General features: G+C 47.4%; 17 protein-coding genes. 10 read left to right on the top strand and 7 right to left on the bottom strand.

What is annotated here, in order from left to right:
- Positions 1–33 precede the first annotated feature (33 nt).
- Positions 34–1,299 (bottom strand): BaiN/RdsA family NAD(P)/FAD-dependent oxidoreductase, encoded by a 1,266-nt coding sequence (locus KD909_RS05040; RefSeq protein ID WP_012726780.1) that lies wholly within the window; start codon positions 1,297–1,299, stop codon positions 34–36.
- A 143-nt stretch (positions 1,300–1,442) separates the two neighbouring features.
- Between KD909_RS05040 and KD909_RS05045 the strand changes: the two genes are divergently transcribed.
- A complete protein-coding gene (locus KD909_RS05045) occupies positions 1,443–3,140 on the top strand; it encodes a putative polysaccharide biosynthesis protein (RefSeq protein ID WP_074036450.1) in 1,698 nt (565 codons plus the stop codon).
- On the top strand, positions 3,140–3,853 hold the full coding sequence (locus tag KD909_RS05050; protein WP_211782575.1) for a pseudouridine synthase: 714 nt from the start codon (positions 3,140–3,142) through the stop codon (positions 3,851–3,853). The genes KD909_RS05045 and KD909_RS05050 overlap by 1 nt, the downstream gene beginning before the upstream one ends.
- A gap of 65 nt (positions 3,854–3,918) precedes the next feature.
- Here KD909_RS05050 and KD909_RS05055 read toward each other — a convergent pair whose 3' ends face one another.
- Together KD909_RS05055 and KD909_RS05060 are read right to left on the bottom strand one after the other, a co-directional pair.
- Positions 3,919–4,545: a DUF3885 domain-containing protein gene (locus KD909_RS05055; RefSeq protein ID WP_211782576.1), complete on the bottom strand. Its 627-nt coding sequence runs from the start codon at positions 4,543–4,545 to the stop codon at positions 3,919–3,921.
- A gap of 103 nt (positions 4,546–4,648) precedes the next feature.
- The gene (locus tag KD909_RS05060) at positions 4,649–4,870 is read right to left on the bottom strand and encodes a DeoR family transcriptional regulator (protein WP_012726776.1); all 222 of its coding nucleotides are present in this window, start codon (positions 4,868–4,870) and stop codon (positions 4,649–4,651) included.
- A 308-nt stretch (positions 4,871–5,178) separates the two neighbouring features.
- Between KD909_RS05060 and pepV the strand changes: the two genes are divergently transcribed.
- The 8 genes from pepV (at position 5,179) to KD909_RS05100 (ending at position 13,744) form a co-directional block, all read left to right on the top strand.
- Entirely contained in the window at positions 5,179–6,567 is a 1,389-nt protein-coding gene (gene pepV / locus KD909_RS05065) for a dipeptidase PepV (RefSeq protein ID WP_371744409.1), read from the top strand.
- A gap of 59 nt (positions 6,568–6,626) precedes the next feature.
- Positions 6,627–7,778, top strand: a complete 1,152-nt coding sequence (locus KD909_RS05070) for an MFS transporter (RefSeq protein WP_211782578.1) — start codon at positions 6,627–6,629, stop codon at positions 7,776–7,778.
- A gap of 5 nt (positions 7,779–7,783) precedes the next feature.
- Positions 7,784–8,359, top strand: coding sequence for an RNA 2',3'-cyclic phosphodiesterase (gene thpR / locus KD909_RS05075; RefSeq protein ID WP_211782579.1), 576 nt, complete (start codon positions 7,784–7,786; stop codon positions 8,357–8,359).
- Entirely contained in the window at positions 8,329–9,168 is an 840-nt protein-coding gene (locus KD909_RS05080; protein WP_211782580.1) for an NERD domain-containing protein, read from the top strand. The genes thpR and KD909_RS05080 overlap by 31 nt, the downstream gene beginning before the upstream one ends.
- 19 nt (positions 9,169–9,187) lie before the next feature.
- Positions 9,188–11,353, top strand: coding sequence for a type I pullulanase (pulA, locus tag KD909_RS05085; protein ID WP_211782581.1), 2,166 nt, complete (start codon positions 9,188–9,190; stop codon positions 11,351–11,353).
- Between the two features lie 49 nt (positions 11,354–11,402).
- Positions 11,403–12,197 (top strand): phosphotransferase family protein, encoded by a 795-nt coding sequence (locus tag KD909_RS05090; protein ID WP_012726770.1) that lies wholly within the window; start codon positions 11,403–11,405, stop codon positions 12,195–12,197.
- A gap of 284 nt (positions 12,198–12,481) precedes the next feature.
- Positions 12,482–13,129: a tRNA (guanosine(46)-N7)-methyltransferase TrmB gene (trmB, locus tag KD909_RS05095; protein ID WP_012726768.1), complete on the top strand. Its 648-nt coding sequence runs from the start codon at positions 12,482–12,484 to the stop codon at positions 13,127–13,129.
- Positions 13,130–13,234: 105 nt separating this feature from the next.
- Positions 13,235–13,744, top strand: a complete 510-nt coding sequence (locus KD909_RS05100) for a hypothetical protein (protein WP_230872823.1) — start codon at positions 13,235–13,237, stop codon at positions 13,742–13,744.
- 38 nt (positions 13,745–13,782) lie between these two features.
- Here KD909_RS05100 and dhaM read toward each other — a convergent pair whose 3' ends face one another.
- From dhaM to KD909_RS05120, 4 genes are all read right to left on the bottom strand, one after another.
- Positions 13,783–14,133: a dihydroxyacetone kinase phosphoryl donor subunit DhaM gene (gene dhaM / locus KD909_RS05105; RefSeq protein WP_256440679.1), complete on the bottom strand. Its 351-nt coding sequence runs from the start codon at positions 14,131–14,133 to the stop codon at positions 13,783–13,785.
- A gap of 10 nt (positions 14,134–14,143) precedes the next feature.
- On the bottom strand, positions 14,144–14,731 hold the full coding sequence (gene dhaL, locus KD909_RS05110) for a dihydroxyacetone kinase subunit DhaL (protein ID WP_371328164.1): 588 nt from the start codon (positions 14,729–14,731) through the stop codon (positions 14,144–14,146).
- A gap of 22 nt (positions 14,732–14,753) precedes the next feature.
- On the bottom strand, positions 14,754–15,731 hold the full coding sequence (dhaK, locus tag KD909_RS05115) for a dihydroxyacetone kinase subunit DhaK (RefSeq protein ID WP_211782582.1): 978 nt from the start codon (positions 15,729–15,731) through the stop codon (positions 14,754–14,756).
- Positions 15,732–15,833: 102 nt separating this feature from the next.
- On the bottom strand, positions 15,834–16,136 hold the full coding sequence (locus KD909_RS05120) for a PepSY domain-containing protein (protein ID WP_012726763.1): 303 nt from the start codon (positions 16,134–16,136) through the stop codon (positions 15,834–15,836).
- Between the last annotated feature and the right edge of the window lie 68 nt (positions 16,137–16,204).

The following is a 16,204-nucleotide window of genomic DNA, read 5'->3' on the forward strand; positions in this document are numbered from 1 at the left end:
ATAATACGTAGCCAATACGTTAGACCGAACCTTTTACCGCTCTGTCGCCAGTTCGGCTGCGTGCGATCCGGCACAATGTCCCGTTGTGAAGGCGGCCGTGATGTTGTAGCCACCTGTGTATCCATGAATGTCGAGTACTTCACCTGCAAAGAAAAGGCCTGGTGCTTTCTTTGACATCATCGTCTGTGGCGCAACTTCTTTAACCGAAACGCCGCCACCTGTGACGAACGCTTTGTCAAAGTCGAGTGTCCCGACGGCGTGCATCTCGAACATTTTTAGACGCGATGCGAAGTCGATGACGGATTGCTTCTTCAACTGACTCGCGTCTTCTTCTCCAAATGCGAGTTCTTCGAGCAATAAGTCAAGAAGTCGCTCGGGGATGTAGCCTTTCCATACGTTTTTAACGGCACGCTTCGGTTGGCTCTGTACTTGGTTCCACAGTTCCTGGACGAGCGCATCTCGTGACGTGTCCGGGAAGAAGTCGAGTGACATGAGGACGACCTGTTCTTTGCTGCGCTTCCGTTCTTTGATCGTATATTGACTGCAACGCAGCGCGATTGGACCCGAGATCCCGAAATGGGTAAAGATCATGTCGCCTTGGTGCGTCTTGATGGCTTTTCCTTTTTTGCCGTGTACCGTCAACGCGACGTCACGTAACGATAGTCCTTGAAGTTGTTTTGTTCCGATGAACGAATCGTTCAACTTGATCGGTACTTCTGTCGGGAAGAGTTCCGTGATGGTATGTCCTGCCTTCTCTGCCCATGGATAGCCGTCCCCGGTCGAACCGGTGTGCGGGACAGACTGACCGCCGACCGCGACGACGCAAGCTTTCGCTTCAATCATTTCTCCGTCCATCAGCTCGACCGCGTGAAACTCGTTTTCTTCATTAAAATGTAGCGTTTTAACTTCAGCTTTTTTTCGAATCTCAACGCCGAGGTCTTCAATCGCCCGAAGCAACGTGTTGACCACATCCTGTGCCTTATCCGTCACAGGAAACATGCGCCCGTTGTCCTCTTCTTTCAGCGGGATGCCGAATCCTGTGAACAGGTCGATGATCGATTGGTTGTCGAACTGAGCAAGGGCGCTGTATAAGAAACGACCATTGCCTGGGATGAACTGAATCAATTCATCGATTGGTTTTCGGTTCGTGACGTTACAACGTCCACCACCTGAAATGGCCAATTTCCGACCAAGTTTTGAACCTTTATCAATCAGCAAGGTCGAAGCGCCACTTTTTGCCGCTGCATACGTTGCCATGAGCCCGCTCGGCCCTCCACCGATGACGATGACATCTTTCATAGGGTATCTCCTCATTTCTTCATCTATATGATTAGTAAAATTATCGTAACTTTATTATCCGTAACAGTAAGAGTATAATGAGAAGCGGTTGTTTTGTAAAACCGAATTCATTGAAATCGTTGATTTATAGATGGAGGTACCTCATGTCATCAAGCGCCAAACAAGATTCTGGAAGAGCCTCCTTCGTCAAAGGAACGCTTCTTTTATCAGCGGGAAACTTGATTTCTCGAATGTTAGGACTACTGTACACGTTCCCGTTCCAAGCGATGGTCGGGATTGCCGGAGTGACGTTGTATCAAGCAGCATATACGTATTATGCGATCATGATCTCCATTTCGACGGCAGGGATTCCCGTTGCCGTTTCGAAATTTATCGCAAAATATAATGCACTAGGAGAATACGGGACAAGTCAACGACTGTTCCGACAAGGGATGAAGCTGATGCTTGCGACCGGTGTCGTCGCTTTTTTATTACTCTTTTTTGCGGCACCATGGTTATCCGAACTGATGGTCCGAAACTCAGAGAACAATCAGCAATACATTGACTCGCTCACCCTCGTGACACGAAGCGTCAGTTTTGCCTTACTGCTCATCCCGGCGATGAGTATGGTACGTGGTTATTTCCAGGGACATCAAGACATGGCACCGACGGCAATCTCACAAGTGGTCGAACAGATTGTACGCATCCTGTTCCTCCTCAGTGGAACGATGCTCGTCTTGTTCGTCTTTGCGGATTCAAACTTCATTCAACCGATTGCCAATGCCCTCGGAGGGACGCAATCTGTTGAAACGACTGAATTGAATGGATTGAAAGTCATTGCCGTCACGATTGCGACGTTCAGTGCGTTCATCGGGGCAATCGGTAGTTTCGCCGTGCTCATCATGTATTGGAAACGTCGAAAGGACATTCATCGTCAGACAGAAAATCCGGCGGGCACACCGGTCCGCTCGATGAAATCGTTGTTGCTCGAATTGCTTAGCTATTCGATTCCAATCGTGATGGTCGGGGTATCGACCCCTCTCTATCAATTGATTGACCAATTGACGATGGTCAATACGTTGCTCAGTACGGGTGCGACCGTTTCTGAAGCAACATCGGCTTATGGATTCTTGACCGGGAACGCCCATAAAATTGTGTTGATTCCAGTCTCTGTCGCGGCGAGTGTATCGATGGCGACGATTCCGCTTGTGACTCGTTCGTTCACGACAGGGGACATGCAAAAAGTTCGAAATCAAGTAAACCATATTTTCCAAGTCTCGTTCTTCGTGACGATTCCTGCGGTCATTGGTCTCGTAGCACTTGCGGAGCCATTGTTTGGCACCTTGTTCCCGGGTGACCGTGAAGGATGGGTATACTTGTTCCACTACGCACCAAGTGCATTCTTCTTGGCCTATTACTCGGTTGCGGCTGCGATCCTCCAAGGGATCAACCGTCAGTACTTCACCATCTTTGCCACATCGATGGGACTGTTGACGAAACTTGCATTGAACGTACCGCTCGTCTATTGGCTCGGCGGAATCGGAGCCGGGTACGCGACCATCGCTGGATACATCGTGGCCATTATTCTCATGGTATGGATGATTCAACGAACGCTACATTTCCCGTATAAGCAACTGCTTCGTCGCACCATCTTGATGTTCTTGATGGGTGGGGCGATGTTCGCTGCCGTCTTCCTCTCTCTTCTCGTTACAATGAATGATGAGGCGAGTTGGGGGAACGACATCTTTGCGACAATCGTGGGAGTGACAATCGGTGTTCTCGTATATGGATACCTCGGGTGGCGGAGCCATCTCGCAGGGAAATTACTAGGGAAACGCTTTGAATATCGGAGGAACGGATAATGCGAATTGATAAGTTGTTAGCGAACATGGGATATGGTTCACGAAAAGATGTAAAAATCTTATTGAAACAAGGGGCAGTGCGAGTCGATGAGACACCTGTAAAAGATGCGAAACGGCACGTCGACCCAGCATCAGAGAAAGTCACGGTGTTCGGGGAAGTGGTCGAGTATCGTCCCTACATCTATTTCATGATGAATAAGCCGGAAGGGGTCATCAGTGCGACGGAAGATCAAGTCGAGACGACGGTCATCGAGTTGATTGATCCAGAGTATGCCCATTACGACCTCTTCCCGGTCGGTCGTCTCGATAAAGATACGACGGGACTGCTCCTCATCACGAACGACGGCGCATTCAATCATGCGCTCATGTCACCTCGCAAGCACGTCGACAAAGTATATATCGCCGAGGTCGACGGGGAGATGACAGTAGAGGATATCAAGACGTTCGCGAATGGGGTCGAGTTAGAGGACGGATATACGACGAAGCCGGCCCGTCTTGAAATACTGAGCAAGAGCGGACGTCGGTCGGTCATTCGCCTCACGTTGTCTGAGGGGAAATATCACCAAGTGAAACGAATGGTCGCGGCGGTCGGCAAACATGTCGAACGATTGGAGCGTGTTCAAATCGGGGAGCTAGAACTCGATGAGACGCTTGAGCTCGGGGCATATCGCGAGTTGACGGAAGAAGAGGTTCAACTGTTTCTTCAATCATGAGTAAGATGAGAGAATCTGTCTGATGGGACGGATTCTCTTTTTGTATAAAAAGCTCTGTTTTTCGATTATATCTTTTTGAAAATGGCATCAAAATCATCACGCCAATAGTCAACCAACCAGTCGTTATATTTGTGATACAAAGGAACAAGTGGTTCAACTTCATTTGAACTTATGATACAACCTCGATCATCGTACATATGAAATATGATGTTCTTCTCAATGCTAATAAAGTAAACAGCTTGTCCAATCGAAGGTTCTCTTCCTTGCTCGTAATTTCCTATACCTCTAAGGATTTTCTCGTAAGAGATTGACTTGATCTGCGAGGATATAAACTTCGCTTTATATTCACGTTTGATTTCTATAAATTCCCCTGTTATTTCGTCAATATCTTCATTTAATTCAAATAACGTTTCTTCTTCAATCTGTTGTTTCATGAATAAACCATACAAATATTCGGGAGTGGTATTCCCGAACATGATGTCCTCTGTTTCGTTCAAATCCTTGATAAAGATATGGATGTAATCATCAGATTGAAACACTTCCTCGAACAATGAAGTCACTCTGTTTACAACTTGCTCTATTCTCTCATCCGTTCCGTTTTTATACGGTTCGCCAAGTTCGAATCTTAGATGGACTTCTCCAGATAGGTTTGGGAAATTGTCCTCTATGTACTTCATTATTTCTTCTTTCACATCATCACCTCATCTTAAGCAATTGATACAATCTAAAACCACAAAACCTTCATTCATAAAAAAGAGACCTGAACGCCAGGTCTCTTGAATATACATATACAATTCAATTTGCCGTCTTGAGTGAACGTTTTGATGAAGTCCACGTGCCACGGCTAGGGCTCTCCACAAGGTTATTGTACTCAAGTACGTTCAAATCACGTTGCACAGTGCGTGACGTGATGCCGAACTCTTCTACTAGTTCTGAAGTGGTAACGGATTCCCTTTCATTGATGAACAAATAAATGGACTTGATGCGCGTTAACATCCGATCTGTTGAGCCTTTCATTGGATAACCTCCCAATGTGTAGAATAATGATAAACCATACCTACAGACGACAAAATGAAATATAAAATTGTTATTTTCTAAAATTACACCTTTAGTATACCGCTCTTGAGCAAAAATGCAAGTGGAAAGCACGAACAATCTGTTTGTAAAGATTTGATTATGAACGTAAATATCGAATGAAGATTATTTTTTCACATCGAAAAGAAGCTTAAACACGAACGAAAAAAACTTTTCTAAATGAATGTTCGTCTTTCATACATTTGGATATACTAGTAAGGGAGAGAACATTCGCAAAAGGGGAGATGAACATGAATTGGAGACAGGAAGTCGACAATCGTAAAGATGCATTTTTAGAAGATTTGAAAGGATTACTTCAAATCCCTAGCGTGCTCGATGAATCGAAAGCGGCACCGAACATGCCGTTTGGTCCTGAGGTTCGTCAGGCGCTTGACTACATGTTTGAAATCGGTGAGCGAGATGGGTTCAAAACAAAGGACGTCGGCGGTTACGCGGGACATTTGGAATACGGGGACGGTGAGGAAATCGTCGGCATTCTATGTCACCTTGACGTTGTCCCAGCAGGCGATGGCTGGACATATGGCGCATTCAATCCGACCATCACGACTGACGGGAAAATTGTGGCGCGTGGAAGTAACGATGATAAAGGTCCGTCTATGGCGGCATACTACGGACTACGAATCGTCAAAGAGCTCGGCTTACCACTTTCAAAACGCGTCCGTTTGATTGCAGGTTGCGATGAGGAGAGCGAATGGCGCTGTGTCCGTGAGTATTTCAAACAAGAACAGATGCCGACATACGGATTTGCGCCAGATGCGGATTTCCCGATCATCAATGCTGAAAAAGGATTGTATGACGGTGTGTTGACTCAATTACCGATTCAACGTGTACCAGGCTCTGCCTACCATCTCGTGTCGTTTACGAGTGGAGAGCGTCCGAATATGGTGCCCGACTTCGCGAAAGCCGAATTGAAGACGGATGAGGTACTCGAGGAAAAGTTCGAGGCCTATCTTGAAAAATATGAAGCGGACGGAACGTGTGAATACGATCGTGGCACATATACGTTCACGATGAAAGGTAAAGCGGCGCACGCGATGGAACCGGATAACGGGATCAATGCTGCGTACGTGCTGGCTGGGTTCCTGTTGCACCTTCCTCTCGACATTCAAGGGGAACGCTTCATTGAACTCGTTCGTCACGTGTTTGCAGACTCACGTGGAATTTCTCTCGGGATTGAAGCGAGCGATGAGACGGGCGACTTGACGATTAATGGCGGCGTCTTCCGATACAATGAAGAAGAGCGTACGGCGACGGTCAACATTCGCTATCCGTATACGGCCAAATTCGAAGAACGGTTACAAAACCTACGTGAAATCGCTTTGTCATTTGGGTTCGAGTTGAAGACCCGTCAACATATGCCGCCTCATCATGTGGCAGAAGATCACCCACTCGTGAAGACACTAGCAGGCGTGTACGAGCGTCAAACGGGAGAACATGCAAACTTGATGGCCATCGGAGGCGGAACGTATGCACGTTCGCTCGAGGCAGGTGTCGCATTTGGTGCATTGTTCCCAGGGGCTAAAGATGTGGCGCATCAGGTCGATGAATATATGGAGATAGAAGATTTATTACGTGCCGCGGCAATCTATGCTGAGGCCATTTACGAGCTCGCTAAATAAGAAACAAGGAGAGCTGGCTGGTATAGTCGGCTCTCTGTCCTTTAGGAAGGAAGTTATCATTGGATTCGCAAAAAAGATTGTTTCAGTCTGTATACGTCGCGATATTCTTCGCGCAAGGGGCATTGATCCCTTATATGACCTTATACTTTTCACAAACTAAGTTTGGGTTGACACCTAGCCAAGTCGGGATTGTGGTGGCCATCTTACCGATTCTATCCATCGGCGTGCAACCACTATGGGGGATGTTGACCGACCGGACGGGAAGAGTCCGGGCCTGGCTGATTTTGGCGATGCTGAGCGCGGCGCTGATTTCTCTCACGTTTTTAGTGGCGACCTCATACGTTTGGATTGTCGTACTCATGGTGATTTGGTCCGTTTTCCAATGTGCTCACATCCCTCTAGTGGATATGATGACACTCGACTATACGACGCGGTCGAAAGTTGATTATGGTGCAATTCGACTCTATGGATCAGCGGGATTTGCCATTGCCGTCTTTGCAATGGGACGAATCTCTGATAGCACGTGGGGACTAGCTAGTACATTCGTGTTGAGTGCTGTTTTACTCATCCTTGGCAGCGTATTTGTTCGAATGATTCCTGAGAAAGGTTCGATTCGCGATGTGACGTTGGCGCCGCTCTCATGGACGGCTGTTTGGAACAAACACTTTGTGTTCTTCTTATGTGGTGGGATGCTCGTCTTCGGACCGATTTACGCGAATAACTATTATTTCGGTCTTTACGTGACGAATAGTGGTGGTTCGACGACGCTCGTCGGAACATTATTCCTCGTGGCAGTGTTATTCGAAATCCCGTTTATGAAAGTGGCTTCTCAGCTTATGGAACGCTACGGAAGCGTCAACGTTCTTGTTGGGGCCGCCATCATCTCGGCAGTTCGGAACGGGGTGCTTGCGTTAGAACCACCGATTTGGGTCGTATGGCTTCTCGCAATCGCACAAGGTCTCGTCGTCGGTCTCTTGATTCCCGTCGCGCTTCAATTCGTCCGGACGCTCGTCGATCGACAAGTTTCCTCGACGGCCATCGGGGTATATATGGCATTAACGTCTGGGCTCGCGACAGCTGGATTTAATATGCTGAGTGGTAAAATCATTGAACTTGACGATATTTTAGGCGTGTTTTGGATGTATACCATCGTCACGGCACTAGGAGCGTTGATTTGGATCGGAATGTCACGTCGCAACCTGAAAGGATGAATGAGATGAGTACGCATTACTTTATTGCGATTCCCATTGAAGCGACTGAATTGGTTGAAGTACAGCAAACCATCTTACCTTATTATTCGTATCGAAGAATCTATCGACCGGAAGAGTTCCATATGACAGTGCAATTTTTAGGAAGCGTGGATGGGGATGAATTAGACGAAGTAAAAGAAATCACGCGTAGAATTTGTGCGAAAACATTACCATTCACGTTGGAGTTTCGGTCCATCGACCATTTTGGGCGACCGGATCGGCCCCGCGTTTTGACCATCGTCCCGGATGACTCCGAGCCCCTTCAACAGTTGGCGCATACACTCCGCCATGAACTAGTTGATGTGATTCCAAGATTGGACCGGAAGTCGTTCGTCCCTCACGTGACACTCGCTAAAAAATGGGGCGAAGGGGAGCGTGTCCCGTACGTCCCCCCTGAATTTCACGCGACGGAATCAGTAGAAGAATTGATTTTATATGAAGTACAGCCGACTCATACACCTGCCTATCGAGCAGTAGACGTATTTCCGCTAAGACGGCCAGAGGAGGATATATGGCAATCCCGGTTAAAATTTTTGACGTAATCTCAAAATATGAACGTGATGTATTAGATCAATATAATCGTTATTTAGAATATGTGGAATCCGATACGGCGCGCCTACAGCGCCTTCATGAAAACAATCGCTTGAATCCGGTCGAAGTGCTCGAAATCGAAAGACCGTGGTGGAAGTTTTGGGCGAAGACGGAGCGAATCGAACTAGAGCCAAAGCCACTCTCTGAATCGCAATATCAAAAGCTGTTACGGGAGCGCCGGCATATCCAAAAGCTTCAATTCGCTTGTGAAGGGGTGCTTGAGACGGATTTACCACATCTGGCGTTTATTCGTGACTTCGCTTATCGTGTGATGCGTACCGATTGGAACGAACGACACTTTTTCTTGTATCGACCGGTCATCGAATGGAATGGTGCGACGGTTGAGTTGAGCCACCTCATCATCGGACCGACGCATCTGTATATCATAGAATGGCTTGAAGGCGATCGAAGTATCTATCACATATCGAAAGAGAAGACATGGGTTCATCAACCGCTGAAAGGGGAAAATAACCGTGTAGTGAACCCGCTGATTGCATTGACACGGACAGAGGAACTGATTCGTCAAATCCTACCAGACTATGCGGGTGTGCTACAAAAAGTCGTCATTGCGACAAATGGATATTTTGATAACGTTCCAACTGTTCGATCGACCCAGTATATCGGTCGTAATGAATATACGGAATGGATGAAACAAGTGAACGGACGTGCACCGATTGTAAAAGCACAGCAGATTCGTGACGTTGCCACCGTATTAGAAGTGACTGCCAAGTTACCGTTTCGTCAATTCATGGATCAGTGATTGAGAGGAAGGGACGCATATGCATCATACACCAGATCAAAAGACCGCCTCACATGTGACCATCGAGAGCGCGTCTTTCGTATCATTTGAGACCATACAACTTGAGATTGTGCGCGAATATGAATCCGTTCCAGTACAAATCGAACAGAATGGACGCCCGGTCGACTACCTCGTCGAGCAACAGTTTGTGACGGAATCTGGGAAGGTTGAACAAATCCTTCGTTTAAACGAACCAATCTCTTTAGAAACGTTATACACCGTCTGCCACCCGGGTCAAAAGACGACGGTTGTCGTACCAAGAGAAATCGTCCGTTCAGAGGAATTCGAACGGCGTTTCTCATATGATGGTCCACTCGGCGTATCGTTTACGCCTCACGGAATGGAAGTGACGGTGTGGTCTCCGGTTGCTTTATCCATGTGGATTACGGTACATGATGACACGAATCACCGAGAAATTGAGCGATTTCACATGAATCGCGGCACACGTGGGGAATGGAGTGGCGAAATACCACAAGCGTTCCAAGGAATGTTGTATCGCATAGAAGTAAAGACACCGGTTGACACGAGGCAAGTCGTTGACCCTTATGCGCGAGCCCTGAGTTTGAACGGTGAGTATGGTGTATTGCAAGATGTGGCGCGATTTGTCAAGAAACAGGTCGAACAAGCCGTGCGCCCCCCTTTATGGAAGGCAACGGATGCCGTCATCTATGAGTTGCACATCCGAGACTTCACAAGCCACCCCTCATCGATGAGTCAATTGAAAGGTCTGTACGGTGGGGTGTCTGAAAAAGGAGTTCGGACGGAAGCTGGCAATAGTGCCGGACTCGACTATTTAAAAGAACTTGGCGTGACGCATGTCCAGTTACTCCCTGTCCATGATTTTGGAAGTGTCGATGAGGCGACCCGTATGCCGTACAACTGGGGCTATGACCCGATTCATTGGTTCGGACTTGAAGGAAGTTATGCCTCAAGACCCGATGTGCCGATGAGTCGTGTGTTCGAATATGCGACACTCGTCTCTGACCTGCATCAAGCGGGTCTTCGAGTCGTCACAGACGTCGTGATGAATCATATTTACATTCGAGAACAATCCCCACTCGAAGCGCTCGTACCATACTATTATTTTCGATACGAGCACGACGGGACAATAGCGAACGGGACCGGGGTCGGGAATGACACGGCATCGGAACGCTATATGATGCGACGTATGATTGTGGACTTCGTGACGTATTTCGCGACGACGTATCAAGTGGATGGGTTCCGCTTCGATTTGATGGGGATTCACGATGTCGAAACGATGAATCAAGTGCGGGCCGCGCTCGATAAGGTGGATCCCTCAATTCTCGTCTATGGAGAAGGGTGGGACTTGGCGACGCCGCTGGGACAGTCATTGAAGGCAACGTCACAAAATGCGGCACGCATGCCTCGTATCGGACACTTCAACGATATGATTCGAGATGCATTGAAAGGGTCAACGTTTAATGACAGGGAACGCGGATTCATCTCCGGCAATGAGTGGAGAGAGTGGGAACTTCGAGAGTGTCTCACCGGAGCCGTGCATATTCCGAACGTGACGGTCGGACGTTTCCCGAGTCCGGCTTACTCCATCAATTATGCGGAAGCCCATGACAACTATACGATCTATGACAAGTTAATGTTATCTTGTGAAGGAGTCGATGAGACGACTCGTCTTGCCATGCAACGTCTTGCCAATGCGGTCGTCATCACATCTCAAGGCATCCCGTTCATCCATGCCGGTCAAGAGTTCGGACGCACGAAACATGGTGTCGAGAACAGTTATAATTCACCCGATCACATCAATCATTTTGATTGGGATCTTCGTGACAGACGGATCAAGGAAATCGAGTATGTGAAGACGCTCTTGAAGTTACGGCGACTCCATACATGTTTCCGCTATGATTCGAGACAAGAAGTGATTGACCATTTCACGTTTCTCCCATCACCGCCTGGCGTCATTATCTATGAGTTGACGGCCAGTCATTCTTACGATGCGTGGCAACGGGTTCGCGTCTATGTGAACGGTACGTTCGACTCGCTTTCATTTGAGAGCGATGCGAAATGGAACGTTTACGTTCAAGGAGAAACGGCAAGTCTCGTTCCACTCGCACGAAACCCGGCACACATTCAAGTCGAGTCGTTGTCAATGACGATTCTCGCGTGTTAAGATGTTGATTGTATCTCTTTAATTCAAGTAAGATTTGAGCGTGATGAATATGTATTCAGATATAGTCGGTGCGCTCGGGAAAGAGTGGACAGTCGCTTCAGCCGGAGGCATCACGGGCGAAGCGTATGTAGCGACGACGCGCCAACAGAAGATTTTTGTCAAACGAAATTCTTCTCCGTTTCTGGCGATTTTGTCAGCGGAAGGAATCGTACCAAAGCTTCTTTGGACAAAGCGAATGTTTAACGGGGACGTGTTAAGCGCCCAACAATTTATCGAAGGCCGCGAACTTTCACCAGAAGATATGAAGCGACCTGATGTCGCGGCGCAACTCGGCAAGATTCATAATTCGAAAGAGCTATTATTCATGTTGCAACAGCTGAACCACACACCGGTGACGCCGCACTTGTTGCTCCGTCAGTGTGAAGCATATGAACAAGATGAAACAGACCCAATCATCGGAGAAGCCGTACAATGGCTAAAGCACCATTTGCCAAAAGTCGACGAGCAAGAATTTGTCGTCTGTCATTCTGACTTAAACCATAATAATTGGATTGAGGATGAGAGCGGCCTACTCTACTTGACGGATTGGGATGACGCGATCATTGCAGACCGCGCGTTCGATTTGGCGATGGTTGTCTATAGCTATATGGATGAAGTGGAGTGGGAGCGCTGGTTCTCTCATTACGGGGTACGTGTCTCGAGTGAGCTCCATAATCGAATGCATTGGTATGCAATCGCCCAGACGATTTTGACAATCTATGGGGAAGAGAATGACTCGGCGCGAACTGAAGGATTTCATGTATTACGTGAGCTGATGGATGAGGCGTACGAACGAATCAATTAAAAGGGATGGCTGTTCGCCACCCCTTTTTGAATGTGTTAAATGTCATCTGGATTCATAAAGTAAGCCCAAACGAACGTTGCGATGACACCAGCAAAAAACGTCAGTGGAGCTGCATAAAAAATAAGGAACTGATCTAAAGTACTCATTGTATTTAACCTCCTTGTGAAGGATGATTCACATTCATTAAACTATGATTTCGTGTATAATCGCAAGAGGACTGCTCGTCCGTAACGTGCATATTCCCATTAAACTTGAACATTTGATGAACGAAAGGTAGGATTTTCATGCGTTTACGACATAAGCCTTGGGCAAAAGAATATATGGAAGCTCAAGAACATGTATTTATTCAACATCCTGAACAGTTGAAGGGTAACTGGAGCACTGAATTCGGGAATGACCACCCGCTTTTTATCGAGGTCGGTTCAGGAAAAGGACAATTTATTTTAGGGATGGCGAAACAACACCCGGATGTGAACTTTATTGCAATCGAGTTGTTTGAGAGTGTAGCCGTCTCCATCGTACAAAAATTAGTCGAAACCCCGATGCCGAACGTGAGAGTGTTGACGGTCGATGCGAAACGACTCGTCGACTATTTTGAAGCGGGAGAAGTCGATCGCGTCTACTTAAACTTCTCCGATCCGTGGCCAAAGACACGACATGCGAAACGACGCCTAACGTATAAGACGTTTTTAGCGACATATGAGGCGATTCTTCCGAAAGCTGGAGAGATTCATTTCAAGACGGACAACCGTGGATTGTTTGAATATTCGCTTCAGAGCATGAGTCAATACGGGATGTTCTTCACAGAAATTTCACTAGATTTACATGTCAATGAACCAGAAGATAATATTCGAACAGAGTATGAAGAGCGCTTTAGTGCGCTCGGTCAGCCGATTTACCGAATGGAAGCCGTCTTCCGTCCGAAAAATTGACACGCTTTTTTCTTATTTTAATAGTATTTTCTTCACACTTTTTTCTTTCTTCTTGGTACAATAGGAATGACGCTAAACTGGAATAAGAGAAGGGGGAACATGGGGATGTTGAAAAAAGCATGGGCAAGCCTGCTTGCAGTAATCTTCATTCTAACAATCGCACCAATGAATACCTCAGCGAACGAAGCGTTCTTAGACGCTCTCGAAGAGGATTTGAAAGCAACGCATTACGACTATAAAGAAGGAACAGCTGAAATCATCAAAGAAGAGACGCTTCGCCATTCAAACGGTAACGAAGTCATCGCGGCTGTCGTAGAACTCGATACGATTCGTGATGGGATCTTCATCACACGTAAAACCGAGTACCATTACTTTGATGCGACAGACAACAAGATTCTTACATCAGCGGATCTCGTAGAAGTAGAAGGAGCCTCAGAGTTTGCGGACGCGAACATCGACATGCTCGGTCAACAGATTGTCTATTGGTTACCGGTATTGGTCTTGCTTCTATTGATTGCGATTCCAGCACTCATTTTGTTCTTGGTCGTACCACGTTTCTATTCAACAAGTTCATATATGAATGCCGTATATGAAAAGAATGACAACCCAAGATAATACATGAAAGTACCCCGTTCAAGAGAACGGGGTACTTTTTACTGTTGCTTTAACTGTCCGACGATGTCAGCGAGTGACATCCCATTTCCTGAAGAAACAGAGGCGATGAAGGCACTTTCGACAATGGGACCATCGAAAAATTCGACATGTTTGTCACCTTCGTACATATCGATGGCGAGTTCCGCATTCATTGTCGCCGATCCGATATCACTGAGGAGAAGTGCTTCTCCTTCGACTTGATCGAGCGCCGATAAAATGCGATTCACATCTGTTCCGATAGCGCCATCCTCAAGGCCACCTGCAAGATGAATGGGCACGGACGGTGCCATTTCCTTCATCAAATCTTGGATTCCTTCCGCAATTTTTGCGCTGTGCGAGACGATGATCAATTCAACGATGTCAATCGACCTCCTTCATAATCGCGGCCAAGAGAATTGAGCTAGAAAGGGCACCCGGGTCAACGGTTCCGCGAGAGTTTTCTCCGAAGTAAGAGGCTCTTCCTTTCGTGGCCACCATATCTTCTGTTTTTTGGACAAGCTCGTCCAACTTCTGTTTATAATCTTCCCCTTGTTGGACTTGCTCGAGGAACGGGTCCCAGACGTCGACCATTGTTTTTTGGCCGACTTCCGATTTCCCTCGTGCTTTGATGGAATTCGAACCTTCCTGGAGTGCCTCCTTGAGTAAGCCAAAGTCCGCTTCGGTCGCATCCCCGAATTTGGTTGCCATCTTCACGAAAGCTGAACCGTATAAAGGTCCGGCCGCGCCTCCGACTTTCGACATGAGGGTCATCCCGACCTTTTTACTAAGTGCTCCAAGAGAGTCATAATCCTCATCTAGAATAGTGGAGACCGCATCAAAACCACGAGACATGTTGATGCCATGGTCTCCGTCGCCGATGGCCCGGTCTAAATCGGTCAACGTATCCTTTTGCTCTTCGATGCCAACTTGTGCGTCTCGTAACGCCTGCTTCATCCGATCAATCGTCAACATAAACTAAACACCTCATTTATTAAATTTTGAATCCAAGTGCTGCCGAAGGAGCGTCGAGATACGTCGTCATCTCATCATCGAGAGGGAGCAACGTGATGGAGAACCCATGCATCTCGAGTGAAGTCATGTAGTTGCCGACATACTTCCGTTTAAGGGTATACCCAGCAGCTTCCAGTTTTTCGGCAACGAAGTGATAGGTCACGTATAATTCAGACAACGGCGTTCCACCCATTCCGTTCACCATAACAGCAACTTCTCCTGGCTCGACTTCTTTTTTCAAGTGACTGAGGAGGTCGTCGACGATTTGGTCGACATCACTCGTCGGTTTCCGCTCGACGCCACGTTCCCCGTGAATCCCGATGCCGATTTCCATCTCTTCCTCGTTCAAGTCGAAACCTGGTTTACCACTGACCGGCATGTAACAAGGTTCTACGGCCATCCCCATGGAGCGAACGTGTGAAGCTACTTTTTCGGCGATGGATTTGACTTCTTCGAGTGATTTGCCACTAGCGGCAGCGGCTCCGGCAATTTTGTGAACAAAGACCGTTCCGGCAACCCCGCGTCGATCTTCTTTGTTCGAAATGGCGACATCATCGGCGACGACGACGTGGTCGACTTTGATGCCATCGCCTTCGGCCAGTTCTGCGGCGAGCTCAAAGTTCATCACGTCGCCGGAATAGTTTTTCACAATCAAAAGAACGCCGTTTCCGCCGTCAGCTGCTTTGATTCCTTCAAGTACCATGTCCGGAGTAGGAGAGGTGAACACTTCCCCACATACTGCCGCATCGAGCATACCGTCCCCGACATATCCAGCGTGGGCCGGCTCGTGACCACTACCGCCTCCAGATACGAGACCGACTTTTCCAGACTTCGCTCCGTCAGCCCGACAGATGACATTCACACCGTCGACGCGACCATACATTTCAGGATGGGCATGGACCATCCCTTCAATCATTTGCGATACGAGTTCACTTGCTTCACCGATTAGCTTCTTCACGCGAGATCACTCCTTTTTTAAATTGAAAACTACCAATTTCAATTTTCCACTCTTTCGAGGGAACTAAACAAAAAAACCGACGAATCATTCGTCGGTTTCGTGTCATGCATATTCGAGTAATGCGCCAGTCTCAGAGTCGACTGTAAACTCATATGTTTTCTCTTCATCGTTCTCAAGAACCGAGATACCACCTTTGTAGACGTCGTATTCACGACCGTCGTATGTGTAAATCTCCGGTGATGCAGAAATCCATGCCCCTTGGACGTGACCTTTTGCTGAGAAAGCACGCTTCGTGTACTCTAAGGCGTTTTCTGCAGATAAGCTACGTTCATCTAAAGCTTTTTTCGTCATAAGTGCGGCAATGACGGCAACCCCGATTCCAATAAACCAATACCTTTTTTTCATATGACTACCTCCCCTTGAACTATGGCTATCATGTACATCGTACCAAAACCTGTACCCGAATGGAATGA

The organism is Exiguobacterium sp. PFWT01 (genome assembly GCF_018255795.1).
In the GTDB taxonomy this organism is placed as follows: Bacteria; Bacillota; Bacilli; order Exiguobacteriales; family Exiguobacteriaceae; genus Exiguobacterium.